This is a genomic window from Azospirillum largimobile (assembly GCF_977007025.2).
The window spans coordinates 244816-260192 of the sequence record NZ_CDRMUA020000006.1 but is presented as its reverse complement, the minus strand read 5'-3'; the positions used below and the strand labels follow the sequence as shown (position 1 = coordinate 260192).

13 protein-coding genes are annotated in these 15377 nt (G+C 69.5%); 6 read left to right on the top strand and 7 right to left on the bottom strand.

What is annotated here, in order from left to right:
• The first annotated feature begins 93 nt into the window (after positions 1 to 93).
• Positions 94 to 1968 (top strand): excinuclease ABC subunit UvrC, encoded by a 1875-nt coding sequence (uvrC, locus tag ACWPKK_RS28435; RefSeq protein WP_452011227.1) that lies wholly within the window; start codon positions 94 to 96, stop codon positions 1966 to 1968.
• A gap of 4 nt (positions 1969 to 1972) precedes the next feature.
• On the opposite strand, the gene ACWPKK_RS28430 is transcribed toward uvrC, so the two are convergent.
• The 5 genes from ACWPKK_RS28430 to ACWPKK_RS28410 form a co-directional block, all read right to left on the bottom strand.
• A complete protein-coding gene (locus ACWPKK_RS28430; protein ID WP_452011225.1) occupies positions 1973 to 3268 on the bottom strand; it encodes a hypothetical protein in 1296 nt (431 codons plus the stop codon).
• 84 nt (positions 3269 to 3352) lie between these two features.
• Positions 3353 to 3823, bottom strand: coding sequence for a hemerythrin domain-containing protein (locus ACWPKK_RS28425; protein ID WP_324869752.1), 471 nt, complete (start codon positions 3821 to 3823; stop codon positions 3353 to 3355).
• A gap of 129 nt (positions 3824 to 3952) precedes the next feature.
• Positions 3953 to 4213: a hypothetical protein gene (locus ACWPKK_RS28420; protein WP_324869753.1), complete on the bottom strand. Its 261-nt coding sequence runs from the start codon at positions 4211 to 4213 to the stop codon at positions 3953 to 3955.
• Positions 4214 to 4362: 149 nt separating this feature from the next.
• Positions 4363 to 5229, bottom strand: coding sequence for a universal stress protein (locus tag ACWPKK_RS28415; protein WP_452011221.1), 867 nt, complete (start codon positions 5227 to 5229; stop codon positions 4363 to 4365).
• A gap of 179 nt (positions 5230 to 5408) precedes the next feature.
• Entirely contained in the window at positions 5409 to 6974 is a 1566-nt protein-coding gene (locus tag ACWPKK_RS28410) for a bifunctional aminoglycoside phosphotransferase/ATP-binding protein (protein WP_452011218.1), read from the bottom strand.
• A 176-nt stretch (positions 6975 to 7150) separates the two neighbouring features.
• Here ACWPKK_RS28410 and ACWPKK_RS28405 point away from each other — a divergent pair, with 176 nt between their 5' ends.
• The 4 genes from ACWPKK_RS28405 (at position 7151) to ACWPKK_RS28390 (ending at position 12474) form a co-directional block, all read left to right on the top strand.
• Complete coding sequence (locus ACWPKK_RS28405; protein ID WP_324869756.1) at positions 7151 to 7810, top strand: hypothetical protein; 660 nt, start codon at positions 7151 to 7153, stop codon at positions 7808 to 7810.
• Positions 7811 to 7945: 135 nt separating this feature from the next.
• Positions 7946 to 8491, top strand: a complete 546-nt coding sequence (locus ACWPKK_RS28400; RefSeq protein ID WP_324869757.1) for a DUF2934 domain-containing protein — start codon at positions 7946 to 7948, stop codon at positions 8489 to 8491.
• A gap of 124 nt (positions 8492 to 8615) precedes the next feature.
• Positions 8616 to 9554 carry a DMT family transporter gene (locus ACWPKK_RS28395; protein ID WP_452011215.1) on the top strand — a complete coding sequence of 313 codons (939 nt, stop codon included), beginning with the start codon at positions 8616 to 8618 and terminating at the stop codon, positions 9552 to 9554.
• Positions 9555 to 9744: 190 nt separating this feature from the next.
• Positions 9745 to 12474: a TIGR02302 family protein gene (locus tag ACWPKK_RS28390; protein ID WP_452011213.1), complete on the top strand. Its 2730-nt coding sequence runs from the start codon at positions 9745 to 9747 to the stop codon at positions 12472 to 12474.
• Positions 12475 to 12501: 27 nt separating this feature from the next.
• Here the strand turns inward: ACWPKK_RS28390 and gloB are convergent, their stop codons facing one another.
• Positions 12502 to 13269: a hydroxyacylglutathione hydrolase gene (gene gloB, locus ACWPKK_RS28385; protein WP_452011210.1), complete on the bottom strand. Its 768-nt coding sequence runs from the start codon at positions 13267 to 13269 to the stop codon at positions 12502 to 12504.
• Positions 13270 to 13323: 54 nt separating this feature from the next.
• On the opposite strand from gloB, the gene ACWPKK_RS28380 reads away from it, so the two are divergent.
• Positions 13324 to 14133: a methyltransferase domain-containing protein gene (locus ACWPKK_RS28380; protein ID WP_149222661.1), complete on the top strand. Its 810-nt coding sequence runs from the start codon at positions 13324 to 13326 to the stop codon at positions 14131 to 14133.
• Here ACWPKK_RS28380 and ACWPKK_RS28375 read toward each other — a convergent pair.
• A complete protein-coding gene (locus tag ACWPKK_RS28375) occupies positions 14118 to 15344 on the bottom strand; it encodes a methyl-accepting chemotaxis protein (protein WP_452011206.1) in 1227 nt (408 codons plus the stop codon). The two genes, ACWPKK_RS28380 and ACWPKK_RS28375, sit on opposite strands and share 16 nt — an antisense overlap.
• Between the last annotated feature and the right edge of the window lie 33 nt (positions 15345 to 15377).

Here is a 15377-nt window from a genome sequence, read left to right as displayed (position 1 = left end):
CGGACACGTCGTCCGATTCTTGTCTCTTGGTCCCGTTCCGTTCTACTGCTTGGGTGAGCGGCGAATCGGATCTTTGCGGGAACGAGAGTGCTTATGGACGGGGTGCCCGGCAGCGGAGCGGACGTCATCCGCGCCCAGTTGCCGACCCTTCCGGACACGCCCGGCGTCTATCGGATGCTGGCGGCCGACGGGTCGGTCCTTTATGTCGGCAAGGCGAAGAACCTGAAGCGGCGGGTGGCCAGCTACACCCGGACCGACGGGCTGCCCAACCGCACCCGGCGGATGGTGTCGCTGACCCGCGCCATGGAGTTCGTCACCACCCATACCGAGGCCGAGGCGCTTCTGCTGGAAGCGAACCTGATCCGCAGCCTGCTGCCGCCCTTCAACATCCTGGTGAAGGACGACCGGTCCTTCTCGTACATCGTCATCGGGAAAGGTCATGACTTCCCCCGCCTGATGCAGCATCGCGGCAGCGCCGAACGCCGCGGCACATCGGGCAAGGGCAACCGCCGGGATTCCGACCTGTTCGGCCCCTACGCCTCGCCGCATCTGGTCGGCATGACCATCGCCGCCCTGCAGCGCGCCTTCCTGCTGCGGACCTGCGACGACGGGGTGTTCGCCTCGCGCACCCGGCCCTGCCTGCAGCACCAGATCAAGCGCTGCTCCGCCCCCTGCGTCGGGCGCGTCGACGAAGACGAATACGCAGCCCAGGTCCAGGGCGTGCGCGACGTGCTGTCCGGCCGCAGTGCGGAGGTGCAGGCGGAATTCGCCCGCCACATGACCGACTGTTCCGACCGGCTGGAATATGAGGACGCCGCCCGCTGGCGCGACCGCATCCGCGCCCTGACCGCGCTGCAGAGCCGCCAGGACATCAATCTGGAGGACACGCTGGGCGACGCCGACGTGCTGGCCCTGCACCGCGAGGGTGGAGCGGCCTGCGTCCAGGCATTCTTCTTCCGCGGCGGTCGCAACCAGGGCACCCGTGCCTTCTTCCCCCGCATCGACGCGGAGGAGGAGCCCGGCGACATCCTGGCCGCCTTCGCCGCCCAACTCTATGCCGACACCCCGCCGCCGGCCCTGCTGCTGCTGAGCGATCCGGTCGAGTCACCGGAGTTGCTGGAAGAGGCGCTGAGCCTGTCGGCCGGCAGCCGCGTCGCCGTGGAATGCCCGAAGCGCGGGCCGAAGCGCCGCGCGGTCGAACATGCGCAGACCAACGCCCGCGACGCTCTCGGCCGCCGGCTGGCCGAGCGGTCCACCCAGGCAACGCTGCTGGAGGGGGTGGCGCGCGTCTTCGGCCTGCCCGCCGCCCCGCGCCGCATCGAGATCTACGACACCTCCCACATCCAGGGAGCCTTCCCGGTCGGCGCCATGGTGGTGGCGGGACCGGAGGGGTTCCAGCGCAACGCCTACCGCCGCTTCTACATCCGCGATCCCGAGGCGGCAGGCGACGATTACGCCATGCTGCGCGAGACCTTCACCCGCCGCTTCCACCGCAGCAGCGACTCCGGCCGCGATTCCGGGCAATGGCCCGACCTCGTCCTGATCGACGGTGGGCTGGGGCAGTTGAACGCGGTGAAGGACGAACTGGCGATGCTGCAGATCACCGACATCCCGCTGGTCGCTATCGCCAAGGGGCCAGACCGCAATGCCGGGCGCGAGCGCTTCTTCCGCCCCGGCCAGCCGCCGCTGACGCTGGCGCCCAACGACCCGGTGCTGCATTTCCTGCAACGCCTGCGCGACGAGGCTCACCGAACCGCCATCGACAGCCACCGCGCCCGCCGCATGAAGGCGATGTCGCACAGCCGGATCGACGGCATCCCCGGCATCGGACCGACCCGCAAGAAGGCGCTGCTCCACCATTTCGGCAGCGCCACCGCCGTTGCCTCCGCGGGCCTGAAGGATCTGGAAGCTGCCCCGGGCATCAGCGCTGCCATAGCGCGAAAGCTCTACGAGCATTTTCACGGATAGACGGTTACGGAACCGTCTTCCCCGTGAACGGGTTCCAGCCCAGCGCCGCCAGCGCCGCCCAGGCGGTGGCGCCCAGATGCGGGCGGCGGTAATAGAGGAAGTCGTCGGTCTTGCTGTCCGGCCCGATGGCAAGGCCGGTGGACAGCACCTGCGGCCGGGTGGCGTAGAGATAGCCGCTGGGGCTGATCTCCTTCAGCAATTCGCCGAACAGCCGGTCGGCATCGCCGCGGCGGCCGACGACGCGGTAGGCGAGTGCAGCCTGCGCCGTGCCCTCCACCCACATGCCGTCGCGGTCGTCGTTGAAATCGAAACCGCCGTCGGCGCCATGGGCGCGCTCGGCATAGGACAGCGCGGCGCGCCAGGGCTCCGGCGCCTTCGGCAGCATCAGCGGCCAGAGCTGGGCGTCGAGGCCGGAGGTGGAGGTGCTGACCGTCACCCCGTCCGGCCCGGTGCCGATCGGGAAATGGTCGCCACCGGCCGTCCACAACGTGTCGAGGAAGGCGCGCGCCTCGCGCTCCGGACCTGCAAAATCGCCGCCGAGCCAGCCGAACAGGGCGACCAGATCAGTGTTGTGCTCCGTCGATTTCCAGGTCAGCGGCTGCGGCGCGTCGTCGAAGCCCTGAAGCCCGCCGTTGAAGCCGCCGGGGCCGCGCGGGTCGCGGGTATGCTCGACGACCCAGCGCGCCAGTTCGCCCGCACCGTCGCGGAACCGGGTTTGGCCGGTCGACTCCGCCAGGGTCAGCAGCGCCAGCCCGGCCCAGGCGACGTTGCCGGTTGCGGTGCCGACCTGATAGGGGTCCTCGCCCCAGTGGTTGCCGACGGCATCCCACCAGCCGTTGGGCGGGATCGGCCGCTGCTTCTGCGCGCCCGCCCGATAGGTGTTGCGCAGCCGTCCCTTCCAGCCGGCGCGGTCGAGCGACACCGCGTCCAGCAGCGCTTCGCCGATGCGCAAGGCACGGTCCTGCCGGCCGCAGGCGGTCAGCGCCATGATCGCAAGCGCGTTGTCGTAGGTGAAGGCGGCGTTGGACAGCGCCGGCTCCGAGGTGGGGCCGGGGGCGTAGGAATTGTCGTAGCTGCGCAGGAACAGCGGCCCGCGCCCCGACACCTCATCGACCCGCGACGCAAGCGTGGCGCAAGTCTTCTGGGCCAGATCCTTCGCTGCCGCCAGCGGGGCGGGAGCGGCGGAGGCCGGAACGGTCATGACGGCACAAATCCCGAATGTGACCACCGCCACCATGGCGTTGCGGAACCATCCGGCCCGCTGCGGGAGCACTCGCTTGACGCAGATACGCTTTGACATCGACACCGCCGGCCAGTTCCAGAAAGGTCCAGATATGGCCCTTTTACCGACCGGCGGCAACCGAACGGGAGAGGAAGCCCGCCCTTACAGCGGCGCCAGCCCGGCCATGATGTGCTGCTTGCGGTCGGCGTAGACGCTGCCCAACTCGGCGGCGCGGGTGTCGTCGAGGACGTCCTTGGCCTCCTCGAACAGCTCCTCCTCCTCTTCGTCCAGGTGGTGGCGGACCAGTTCGCCCAGCACCTGGAGCTTTTCCTTCCAGCCGCTGTCGCTGGTCTTCATCGCGTTCAGTTCGTCCAGCAGGCCGTTGATCAGATGATGCTCGTTCAGCCCCTCGATGGTTTCCGACTTCGCCTCCTTGGCCTTCTTCAGCGAGGCGTAGAACACGCCCTCCTCGACCTTGGAGTGGGCCCACAGTTCGCGCTGCAGGTCCTCGAACACGGCGCGGCCGCTGCCGTTGGCCTTCTCGGTCTGATCGAGAAGGCTGCGGATGGTGTCGTGATCGGTCTTGATGCGGGCGAAGATGTCGGCCTGGGTACCGGTGGTCTTGCTGGCCATCGTCGGGGTCCTTGGCAATTGTCGGGGGCGACCGCTGAAGGGCAATCGCGAAAAAGCTTGCCAATAGAACCCCGCCGCGGCCGGACTGTTCCCGGCGGCCGGCACCGCCCTTTCAGCCCTGCGGCCATTTCAGCCCTGCGGATGCGTGTCCACGAATTCCCGCAGGGTGTGCATCAGTTCCACCGCATGGGCGACCTGCCCGTGGGCACAGGCCTCCGCGATGTCGTCGGCGATGATATGGGCAATGCGGTCGGGTCCGCCGGGGCAGTGGGCAAGGCAATGGCCCATCTCCACCGCCAGCATTTCCGGCAGATGTTCGTGTTCGGCGATCGCGTCGATCTCGGCTTCGGTGAGATCGCTCAGCGCGATGCAGTCCTTGATCGTCAACATGGCGCGTTCCTCCCAGGAACGGCCGGGCCTCCCTGCGGACAGGGGCGGATCGGTTCGGCTGGAACGCCCGCCTTGAAACGGCCGTCGCCGCAGGGCATCCCCGCCCGAATGGGCGGCGGGGATGCCGCGCGGCCGAAGGCCGGCAAAGATCAGTGAGCCATCAGAACCGGCAGCCCGGCGTGGTTCAGCACGTAGCGCGTGACACCGCCCAGGATCATTTCCCGCATCCGGCTGTGGCCATAGCCGCCCATAACAAGCAGGTCGGCGCCCAGCTCCACGGCTTTCTTGGTGACCGTCTCCCCAACGGGTTCCGATCCCGGATGCAATATAGTTAACTCAGGGTTAACGCCCTGCCAAGCGAGATAATCGGTGATGCGGCGTCCTGTCGCGGCCTCCGTCACCGAAGTCTCGGCGGTCAGCACAACCGCGCGCTCGGCGCTGCGCAGGAAGGGCAGTGCCGCGGCGACGGCGCGGGTCGCCTCCGCCTTGCCGTTCCAGGCGACGGCGACGGTGCGGCCGATCTCCGCCGGCAGATCCTTCGGCACCAGCAGCACCGGCCGGGCGGAGCCCAGCAGCGCCGTTTCCATGGTGGTGTAGCCCTGGGTGTCCGCTTCGATGGAGGTGTGGGCGCAGACGATCAGGTCGGACAGGCGGCCTTCCATCGGCACCACATCCTCAACCCGCCCGACGACCTCGCGCCAGGCGGCGGACGGCGCCTCCACCCCGCCGGGGACGTCGCGCAGCTCGATCCCGGCTTCGGCGATCACCGTCTCAAAATGCCGGCGGGCGGCGACGCGATGGTTGTTCGACTCCGATTCCGCCGCGCGCATGATCTCGTCCACCATGGCGCCGGACATGCCCTCGCCCAGCATCGGCACGGCATCGCGCGGGTCGAGGCGCACGAACAGGGCGACGATATGCGCGTCGAAATCCTTCGCAACCGCGACCGCACCTTTGAGGGCCACCGGATCGTTGTCACTGCCGCACAGCGGCACAAGGATGGTCTTGTAGGTCATGGACTCCTCCCGGACCGGTTCGAGCGGCCCTTCCCGGACGGCTCCGGTCCGCCCGCCGGTGCGGCGGGCATTCACCGTGCCGTCGTTCGCCCCATCATCATAGCTCTATGGCCGCAACGGTCCACGGCCTGGGGCGGAGCCGTCGACTTTCGACCCTTAACATGTTGTCCGTCCTGGAATTAGGCCAAGCTTGCGCGGGCGTCGTCCAGCACATCCGCTGCAACCCTGCCAGCATCCAGGCGCGTCCAATCGATTGTACCCAAATCATAGCTTTCCTGCCGTTCCACCACGTCGGCGGTGGCGTCGGACGCGTCGTTGCGACGATTGGCCACACGCTCCACCCGCGCGTTCAAGGGCGCCTCCAGCCAGATCCCGTCGAATCGCACGCAGGCATCGGCGGCCAGCGCGGAGAGGCGGCGGCGCTCATCCGGCCGGGCGCTGACCGCGTCGACCACCACCGCATGCCCGGCGGCCAACACGGCGGCGGCCCGCCGGTACAGTTCGGCATAGACCCGCTCCGTCACGGGCACGGCATAGCCGTCCTCCGGCAGCCGGTCGGTGTCGGCCACGCCGCACAGCCGCTTGCGCAGCACGTCCGTGCGCAGGACCACCGCGCCGGGTGTTGGCCCCAGGCCGGGGGCGAGCCCTTCGGCAAGGCAGGTCTTGCCGGTGCCGGACAGGCCGCCGACCGCGACCAGCCGCGCCGGTGGCGGATCGAGCGCCGCCAGCGCATGGTCCAGATAGCGCCTCGCCTCCTCCGCCAAGCCGGAAGCGGTTCGGTCCAGCCGCAGTGCTGCGGCCAGCACCTTTGCCCGCACCGCGGCGCGGAGCGACAGGAACAGCGGCAGCGCCGCCAGCCCGCCGTAATCCTCCGTCTCCTCCAGATAACGGTTCAGCACCACAGTGCCGAGCGGCCGCAGCCCCTGGTGGTCGAGATCCATCAAGAGGAAGGCGAGGTCATAGAAGACGTCGGCGACCGCCAGCGCCTCGTCGAACTCGATGGCGTCGAACAGGGTCGGCTCGCCGTCCAGCAGGACGATGTTGCGCAGATGCAGGTCGCCATGCCCGTGCCGGACGAGGCCGGTCCGCCGCCTCTCCTCCAGCAGCGGCGCCAGCCGGTCGAGCGCCGCCGCGGTGCGCTCCGCCAGCCGTGCCACCATGGCTTCGGGGAACAGGTCGGGAGCGGCTCGCAGATCCTCCAGGTTGCCGTCGGCGACCGCCCGCATCGCTTCCGCGCCGCCGCCATCGGGCCTGGGGTCGGCCTCGCCATGGAAAGCGGCGATCCGTTCGGCCAGCCGGCGCATCAGGTCGGGGGTCAGCCGGTGCCGCTCCGCCATGCGGTCGAACAGCGCGTCGTCCGGAAAGCGCGTCATCGACACCAGCCAATCGACGGCGTCTCCCGGGCCGTCGCCGGCATCCAGGAACAGCCGTCCGTCGGCGCCGCGGCGGAGTGCCGCCACGTCGTGATAGAGCGCCGGCGCGGTGCGGCGGTTGATCGCCAGTTCCGCCAGGCAGGCGGCGTGGCGCTTCTCCACCGTCGAGTAATCCAGATAAGGGTAGCGCACCGCGCGCTTCAGCTTCAGCGCGCGGTCGCCGGCCAGGAAAACCAGGGCGGCATGGGTGTCGATCCGCTCCACCGCCCGACCGCCATGGCTGTGCGGATCGCTCAGGAAGGCGATCGCCTCCTCCTGCTGGCTGGAGCCCTGCGGCGGGGTCGGGCTTCGATCGACGGGATGCGCGGTCATGACGTGATGGTAACAGAGCAGCGCCCCGCCCCGCTCCTGCTTTCATGGTTGAAACGCCGATGCCAATCACGACATCCTAGGGGTAGCGCCGATACACCATGGGACGACGGCCACGCCCCATCGTTATAGTGGCCGAGAACGCTTGCTTGGAGCCGACGCGTCACCGGAGGGTGCCCGTGAACCGCCTGTTCAGCCACCTGACGCACAGCACACCCGCCGCGGCGCGGGCCGGCCTGATCGCCGGTGCGCTCGCCGGCATCCTTACGTGCACCCTTGCGGCACCGGCAGCGGCACAGGCGATCGACGCCGACGGGCGATTCGGCAATTGGGCGCTGGGCGGCCTTGCCTACAGCCTGCAGCCGCCGGCCGAAAGCAGCCTCACCGTCCTCAACAGCAAGATGCGGATCGGCGCCTCGCTGATCCCGCAGATCGAAGGCTACGCCAACGTGCAGCCCTGGATCGGGCCGGGCACCGGAAGCAGCCTGACCCCGCGCGGCGCCGTGACCGGGCTGACCGGCGGGCTGCCCGGCACGGGAAGCGCCGGTGTTTCCGGCGGACTGGCCGGCATCATGGGCGGCGTCCTGATCGACGTGCCGCTCGGCTCCTTCGTCTTCACCCCCAGCGTCGGCGCCGGCACCCTGCCCACCGTGCGGCGGGAGGGCGCACCCACCACGGAATTCCGCTCGCAGCTGGAACTGGGGTACCAATTCGACAACAACTCCCGCTTCAGCCTGGGCTACAGCCGTATCGTCAACGATGCCGCCGCAGGGGATCCGGCGGCGGGCACCAACAACGTCTTCGGCTTTTATTACCGTTTGCCTTTCGGCGGTCCCTGACCCTGCCGGCACGACAGGACATCGTGTCGCGGCGTCTGGCGGTGGGAAAACGCGCGCGGCGGTAGCGTCTTAACTGCATTTTAAACATGGTCGGCTCAAGTGGACGCGGACCGAACGCTCCCCGGGGAACCCACCATGGCCACCAAGCGCAAGACCGCCGCCTCCGCTGCTCCCGCAACCGCTCCTTCCGCTGCCGCGCCCGTCTTCGAAGCGCCGGTGGAAAGCTGGGCCGACATCATCCTGCGGACCAACTTCGCGTCGGTGGAACAGGACAGCATCGTCCTGCTGCAGGCGGCCAGCTGCCTTCTGGAATCGGATGCTCCGGAGAAGGTCAGCATCGCGCTGGACCAGAACCTGAAGCTGTGGATCGCGATCAAGACCGTCCTGCTGAACGACGATTGCCCGGTCGAGCCGGAGGTGAAGGCCAACCTGCGCAATCTGGCGCAGTATGTCGTCTCCACCACCATGCTGGCGACCCAGGGCGCCATCGAGACGAGCAAGCTGGTCTCGCTGGCCCGCCTGAACATGAACATCGCCGAGGGCCTGCTGAGCGGCCAGCGCAACCGGATGATCCAGGAACGCGCCTACCAGATCTGGGAAGAGGAAGGCCGTCAGGAAGGGCGCGAGCAGGAGCATTGGCTGCGCGCCGAGGCCGAGATCACCGGCCTGTTCAAAGTTTAAGCTCCTCAGCCGGTTAGACGGCGGGTCGGGCGGGTTTTCGCAACGCCGCCATACCCCGTGGACATGACCGCCCGCGTCGCGACACCGTGACGCGGGCGGTTTCGCTTGGTAGGCTCGGGGCACCGTGACAGTCCCGCCGCAAACCCTCTCCAAACCGCACAAGCGCATCGACAACACCCCGCTCGGCATCGGTTCGATGCTGGCGTCGGTGCTGTTCTTCTCGCTGATGAACGTCCTGGCGAAGCTCCTGATGGACCGCTTCCCGGTGACCGAGGTGATGTTCTTCCGCAGCCTGTTCGCGCTGATCCCGGTCTGCCTGTCGATCCATCTGGGCAAGGGCTTCGCGTCCACGCTGTACACGCGCCATCCCTGGGGCCATATGGGACGGTCGCTGATCGGGCTGACCACCATGGTCGCCATGTTCTGGTCGTTCCACCTGCTGCCGCTGGGCGACGCCATCGCGCTGAACTTCGCCGCCCCGCTGTTCCTCACCGCGCTGTCCGTGCCGCTGCTCAGCGAGAAGGTCGGCATCCACCGCTGGAGCGCGGTGCTGGTGGGCTTCGCCGGCGTGCTGATCATCGTACAGCCCAGCGGCGACGTGCTGAACCTGGGAGCCATCATCGCACTAGCCGGCGCGCTGACCAACGCGCTGGCGATGATCGCCATCCGCCAGTTGAGCCGGACGGAGCCGCCGGACACCATCGTCTTCTATTTCACCCTGCTGACCACCGTCCTCCTTGGGCTGACCCTGCCCTTTTCCTGGGTCACGCCGGAGCCGTTGGACTGGCTTCTGCTGGTGGCGACCGGCCTGCTGGGCGGCTGCGGTCAGCTGATGCTGACGCGGGCTTATTCGCTGGCGCCGGCCGCGGTGGTGGCGCCGCTGAATTATACCTCGCTCCTGCTGGCGGTCGGCTTCGGCTGGCTGATGTGGGGGGAGGTGCCGACCGGCACCATGGTGATCGGGGCCGCGGTGGTGATGGCGAGCGGCCTGTACATCCTGCATCGCGAGACCCGGCGCCGCGCCACCCCGTCCCAGCCGCTGCCGCCCGGCGACGGCGACTGAAGGCTCAACCGCCTGTTCCGGCTCTGAATTTTCGCGCCATAGTTTCGCCGCCATAGTTTCGCCACTACGCAATGATGGGCTGTACCATCGCGCCGATGGGCAAAATCCATCGCCGGCACCTATATGATTGGCGTGCGCAGCAGTATCGGTGGGTGGCGGACCGGCTGCATTTCGGCGCGGAGGGGGCGGCATGAAGCAGAACGAGCGACGCGGCGACTCCGGAGCTGGGCCGAACCGGCCTGCCGATGGCAATCCGGGGGGCGACGGCCTAAGAGAGCCGCGCTTCCGGCTGGTCCAGGCGCGCGCGGCGCTGTTATGGGAACGGCTGGGGCCGGCGCTGTGGGCGCCGTTGTCCGTGCTGGGCGCCTTTCTGGCGCTGGCCCTGCTGAATCTGCTGATCCTGCTGCCGGGCTGGCTGCATGCGCTGGCGCTGCTGGCGCTCGCCGCGGCCTTCCTGCTGTCGCTCGTCGTCGGCGTCCGGCGCTTCCGCGCTCCGGCCGAGGATGAGGCGCGACGGCGGCTGGAGCGCGACAGCGGTTTGGACCACCGTCCGCTGCACACCCTGCGCGACCGTCCGGCCGGCAACGACCCGATGGCCCAGGCCCTATGGCGCCTGCACCAGGAGCGCGCCCGGGCCGCGATGCGCAAGCTGCGCGTCGCCTGGCCGGGGACCGAGGTGCCGTCGCACGACCGCTACGCCCTGCGCGCCCTTGTGATCCTGACGCTGGTGGTGGCGGGGGCCGCCGCCTGGGGCGACTGGCGCCCGCGGGTGGCCGCCGCCCTGACCCCGCGGCTGGACGGCGGCACCGCCACGGCCACGGCGACGCTCGATCTCTGGATCAACCCGCCCGAGTATACCGGCCTGCCGCCGGTCTTCCTGAAATCCGGCTCCACCGCCACACCCGCCGGCACACCCGGCACCACGCCCCCCGGCCAGCAAGGAGCCAACAAGCAGGCGTCCGGCCAGCAGCCGGCCGACCAGCCGGTCCAGGTTCCGCAGGGCAGCCTCGTGCTGGCCCGCGTCACCGGCGGCAGCGGCACCCCCAGCCTGGAGGCCGGCGACCGGACCGGCCCGTTCGAGGCGGTGGATTCCACCAATTTCCAGGTGCAAAGGCCGGTGACCGGCGGCACCCGCATCTCCGTCACCCAGGGCGGCCGCACGCTCGGCTCCTGGCCGATCGAAGTGGTGCCGGACCGCGCGCCCATCATCGCCCATGCCAGCCCGCCATCGGCGGCGGAGCGCGGCGCCCTGAAACTGGATTATGCCGCACGCGACGATTACGGCCTGACCGAGGTGAAGGCGCAAATCCGCCTCGCCCCCGCTGCTCCGCCGGCGACCGACGCCGACAGGAAAGCGGCGGAGGAGAAGGCGGACAGCGCCGAGATGCTGGAGCTTCCGCTGTCGCTGCCCGGAGTCCGCCCGAAGGAGGCGCACAGCACCGCCTTCCAAGACCTGACCGCCCACCCCTGGGCCGGCATGCCGGTGACCGTGCGCCTGACCGCCGCCGATGGCGCTGGCCAGACCGGCCGGTCGGAGGACGCGGCGATCACCCTGCCGGAACGGACCTTCAACCACCCCGTCGCCCGCGCCATCGTGAACCAGCGCAAGATCCTGACCCGCAACCCGCAGGGTTCGCGGGTGCAGGTCGCCCGCGCGCTGGCCGAGATCTCCGCCCGGCCCGGCACCTATGGCGACGACATCGTCGCCTTCCTGTCGATGCGCACCGCCATCGCCCGGCTGATGCTGGATGAAAGCGCCGAGGCCATCCCCCCGCTGCAGCAGCTGATGTGGGAAACCGCGCTGCGCATCGAGGACGGCGGCCTGTCGCTGGCCGAGAAGGATCTGCGCGACGCCGAGAAGCGGCTTTCCGAGGCGCTGGACAAGAATGCGTCGGACGAGGAGCTGAACCGCCTGATGGACGAGCTGCAGGCGGCTCTCGACAAGTTCCTGGACGCCATGGAACAGCGGATGATGGAAGCCATGCAGCGCGGCGAGCAGTTGCCCATGGTTCCGCCGGAGATGGCCGACCAGATGACGGACCGCAACGACCTGCAGCAGATGCTCGACCAGATGCGCGAGATGGCGCAGACGGGATCGCGCGACGCCGCACGCCAGATGCTGTCCCAGCTGCAGCAGATGCTGGAGAACATGCGCTCCGGCGCCATGGCCCAGATGAACCAGCAGAACGGCCAGCAGCAGAACCAGAACTGGGAGATGATGCAGCAGCTGCAGAAGCTGGCGCAGCAGCAGCAACAGCTTCTGGACCAGAGCTTCCGCCAGTCGCAGGAATCGATGGATCAGCAGCAGCAGGGGCAGCAGGGCGAACAGCCGCGCAACCGGCAGTCCAACCAGCGCCGCAACCAGAACGGCCAGCAGCAGAACGGCCAACAGAACGGCCAACAGAATCCTGGCAGCCCGACCCTGCAGAAGCAGGCCGAACATCAGGAGGCCCTGCGCCGCCAGCTGGGCGAGCTGATGCGCCGAATGGGTGAGCAGCAGGGCGGCGAGATCCCGCAGCCGCTGGGCCGCGCCGAACGTGCCATGCGCGACGCCGCCCAGGCCCTGCAACAGGGCGCCCCCGGCGCCGCCGTGCCGTCGCAGACCGAGGCGATGGAACAGCTTCAGCAGGGGATGCAGGGCATGGCCGAACAGATGGCCCAGCAGATGATGATGGGCCAGGGACCGGCCATGATGGGCCAGCAGGGCCAGATGCCGCGCCAGAACGGCCGTGGCCGCGACCCTCTGGGCCGCCGCCCGTCCGGTTACGGCATGCAGGACTCCAACGACGTGAAGATTCCGGAACAGTCGGAACTGCAGCGCGCCCGCGAAATCCTGGACGAACTCCGCCGCCGCTCCGGCCAGTACGGCCGCCCGCAGGAGGAACGCAACTACATCGACCGCCTGCTGAAGCAGTTCTGACCGGGAGCTGCGGCCGAACGACGGCTCCTACCCGCGGAAATGGTCCTTGCGGTGGCGGAGTTCGGTGAAGACCTCCACCGCCGGGGCGCCGGACAGGCCGATGGCGGACTGGATGCCGGGGTCGTCGGCGCGCAGGAAGGGGTTGGTGCGGCGTTCCAGGCCGATGGTGGTCGGGATGGTCGGCTGGTTGCGCTCGCGCAATGCCGCGACCTCCTCCATGCGCTGTTGCAGGGCCGGGTTGGCGGGGTCGACGGTCAGGGCGAAGCGGCCGTTGGACTGGGTGTATTCGTGGCCGCAATAGACGCGGGTCGAATCGGTCAGCGCCCGCAGGCCCTGCAGCGACTCCCACATCTGGGCCGGCGTGCCCTCGAACAGGCGTCCGCAGCCGAGCGAGAACAGGGTATCGCCGCTGAACAGAGTCTCCGCCGCCTCGAACCAGAAGGCGATGTGGCCGCTGGTGTGGCCGGGAACGGCGATGATGCGGGCGGTCTGCTCCCCGAACACCGTGCGGTCGCCGTCGCTGAGCGCCACGTCCAGGTCGGGAATGCGGTGGGCATCGGCACGGGCGCCGATCACGGTGGCGCGGTGGCGGGCCTTCAACTCCGCCACGCCGCCGATATGGTCGTTGTGATGGTGGGTCAGGAAGATGTGGCTCAGGGTCCAGCCGCGGCGCTCCAGCTCGGCCTGCACCGGGGCCGCGTCGCCGGGATCGACAACGCCGACCTTGCCGGATGCCGCGTCGCGCAGCACATAGATGTAATTGTCGGCGAAAGCCGGAACGAGAATGACCTCCACGGCAGCGGACTCCCTGCTGTTGCGATACGAAACCCGTGTTACGCTTGGAATACCATGTACACAGATATCGTCGATCTGAGGGAGTTCTACGAGTCCGGATTGGGCAGGACCGCCCAGCGGATGATCCGCCGGCGCATCCGCACCATCTGGCCCGACGTGCGCGACCAGATCGTGCTGGGCGTCGGCTACACCACCCCGTACCTGCGCCCCTTCATGGGCGAGGCGGACCGGGTGGTCGCCGTGATGCCGGCCAGCCAGGGCGTCAGCTTCTGGCCGGCGGAAGGGCCGGGCATGGTGGCGCTGGGCGACGAGGCGGATTTGCCCTTCGGCGACAACACCATCGACCGCGTCCTGCTGGTCCACGGCCTGGAGGGTACGGAACAGCTGCGGCCGATGATGCGCGAGATCTGGCGCGTGCTGGCCGGCGGCGGCCGGGTGCTGGCCGTGGTGCCGAACCGCCGCGGCCTGTGGGCGCGCGCCGACTGGACGCCCTTCGGCCACGGCTTCCCCTATTCGGCCTCGCAGCTGAAGCAGGTGCTGCGCGACACCATGTTCGTGCCGGAACGCACCCGCCACGCCCTGTTCATCCCGCCGTTGCGCTCGCATTTCCTGCAAAAGACGGCGCCGGCCTGGGAAGAGGTCGGCGTCCGCTGGTTCAAGGCCTTCGCCGGGGTGACGATGATCGAGGCGTCGAAGCAGATCTTCGCCGGCGTGTCGCGCCGGGCGGCGCAGCAGCCGGTCAAGCGCCGGCTGATCGTGCCCCTGCCGGGCGGCGCGGCCCCCGCCGCGCGAAGCGGCAGCGCCCGCATCATCACCGGCCCCGGCGGCGACCCGGTGGACCGGCAGCCCTACCCGCGGACCTGACGCAGCGCGTCGGACAACCGGCTGCCCAGCCCGCTGCCCAGGCTTCCCGCCCGCGCCGCGATGGTCTGGCTCAGCGTAGCCAGCTCGTCCAGCGTGCGCGTCACCCCGCCCAGCGTCTGTTCGGCGTCGCCGATCCGCTGTTCCGCCGCCATGGCATCCTGGCGGGAGCGGTCGAGCGAGCGCGCCACCTCGGCGGTCAGCGACGCCTGTTCGTCGATGGCGGCGGCGACGGTGCCGTTGATCGCCTGGATCGAACCGATGGTGGAATGGATGCGGCCCAGCGCCTCGTCCACGGCAGCCGTCTCCTTCTGCAGGTTGGCGACCTGATCGGCGATCTGCTTGGTGGCGTCGGCGGTCTGGCGCGACAGGGCCTTCACCTCGTTGGCGACGACGGCGAAACCGCGCCCGGCCTCGCCCGCACGGGCCGCTTCGATGGTGGCGTTGAGCGCCAAGAGATTGGTCTGGCTGGCGATGGCGTTGATCAGCTTCACCACGCTGGCGATCTGCTCCGCCGCGGAACGCAGGGAGTTCATGACGGTGGTGGCGCGGTCGCTGTCGGACGCCGCCTCCAGGCTGATCTCCCGCGCCTTGCTGGTGTCGCCGGAGATCTGGTCGGAGGTGGAGGCCAGCCGGTCGAGCATCCCGGCGATGGCGCCGACCGACCCGTCGACGGCGCGCGCGGCACCGGCGGCATCGGCGGTCTGGCGCAGCCCTTCGGTCCCGGCGGTGCGGACGGAGGCGACTGCCGTCTCCAGCCGGCGCCCGGCATCCGCCAGATCGGCGGCCAGCCCGCCGACCTCGCGCTCCACCCGGTCGGACAGGTCGCGCATCAGGGCAACGCGGCGGCTCTCCGCCGTCTCGGCCCGCAGGGTCGCCACCGCCCAATGGCGGGCGAGGCGGGCGAAGCGGCGGGCCTGGTCGGCCGGCCCGGCGACGGCCAGCGCCCCCACCCGCTCGCCGTCCAGGTCGATGGCGATGGCGTATCCCTCGCGCATCGTTCCGCCCGACTTGGCCGCCTCCTCCCGGCTGACGGCACGCTCGTCCAGCCGCCGTGCGACGATGTCGGCCGCGGCCGGGTGGCCGGTGCCGATCCGCTCCCGCAGGGTGGAGGCGGCGACGGTGCCGCCCTTGCCGATGAAGGACACGACGGCGTCCAGTTCACGGCCGATGGCGTCGCAGAGATCCTGTGCGATGGTGGCGCTGATGTCCAAGGCGCTTCTCCCCTATCTTCGGTTGGTGCTTCC

Coding starts and splice junctions, on each gene's coding strand:
- uvrC (WP_452011227.1), top strand. CDS start 94: ATGGACGGGGTGCCCGGCAGCGGAGCGGACGTCATCCGCGCCCAGTTG.
- ACWPKK_RS28430 (WP_452011225.1), bottom strand. CDS start 3,268: ATGTCAAAGCGTATCTGCGTCAAGCGAGTGCTCCCGCAGCGGGCCGGA.
- ACWPKK_RS28425 (WP_324869752.1), bottom strand. CDS start 3,823: ATGGCCAGCAAGACCACCGGTACCCAGGCCGACATCTTCGCCCGCATC.
- ACWPKK_RS28420 (WP_324869753.1), bottom strand. CDS start 4,213: ATGTTGACGATCAAGGACTGCATCGCGCTGAGCGATCTCACCGAAGCC.
- ACWPKK_RS28415 (WP_452011221.1), bottom strand. CDS start 5,229: ATGACCTACAAGACCATCCTTGTGCCGCTGTGCGGCAGTGACAACGAT.
- ACWPKK_RS28410 (WP_452011218.1), bottom strand. CDS start 6,974: ATGACCGCGCATCCCGTCGATCGAAGCCCGACCCCGCCGCAGGGCTCC.
- ACWPKK_RS28400 (WP_324869757.1), top strand. CDS start 7,946: ATGGCCACCAAGCGCAAGACCGCCGCCTCCGCTGCTCCCGCAACCGCT.
- ACWPKK_RS28390 (WP_452011213.1), top strand. CDS start 9,745: ATGAAGCAGAACGAGCGACGCGGCGACTCCGGAGCTGGGCCGAACCGG.
- ACWPKK_RS28380 (WP_149222661.1), top strand. CDS start 13,324: ATGTACACAGATATCGTCGATCTGAGGGAGTTCTACGAGTCCGGATTG.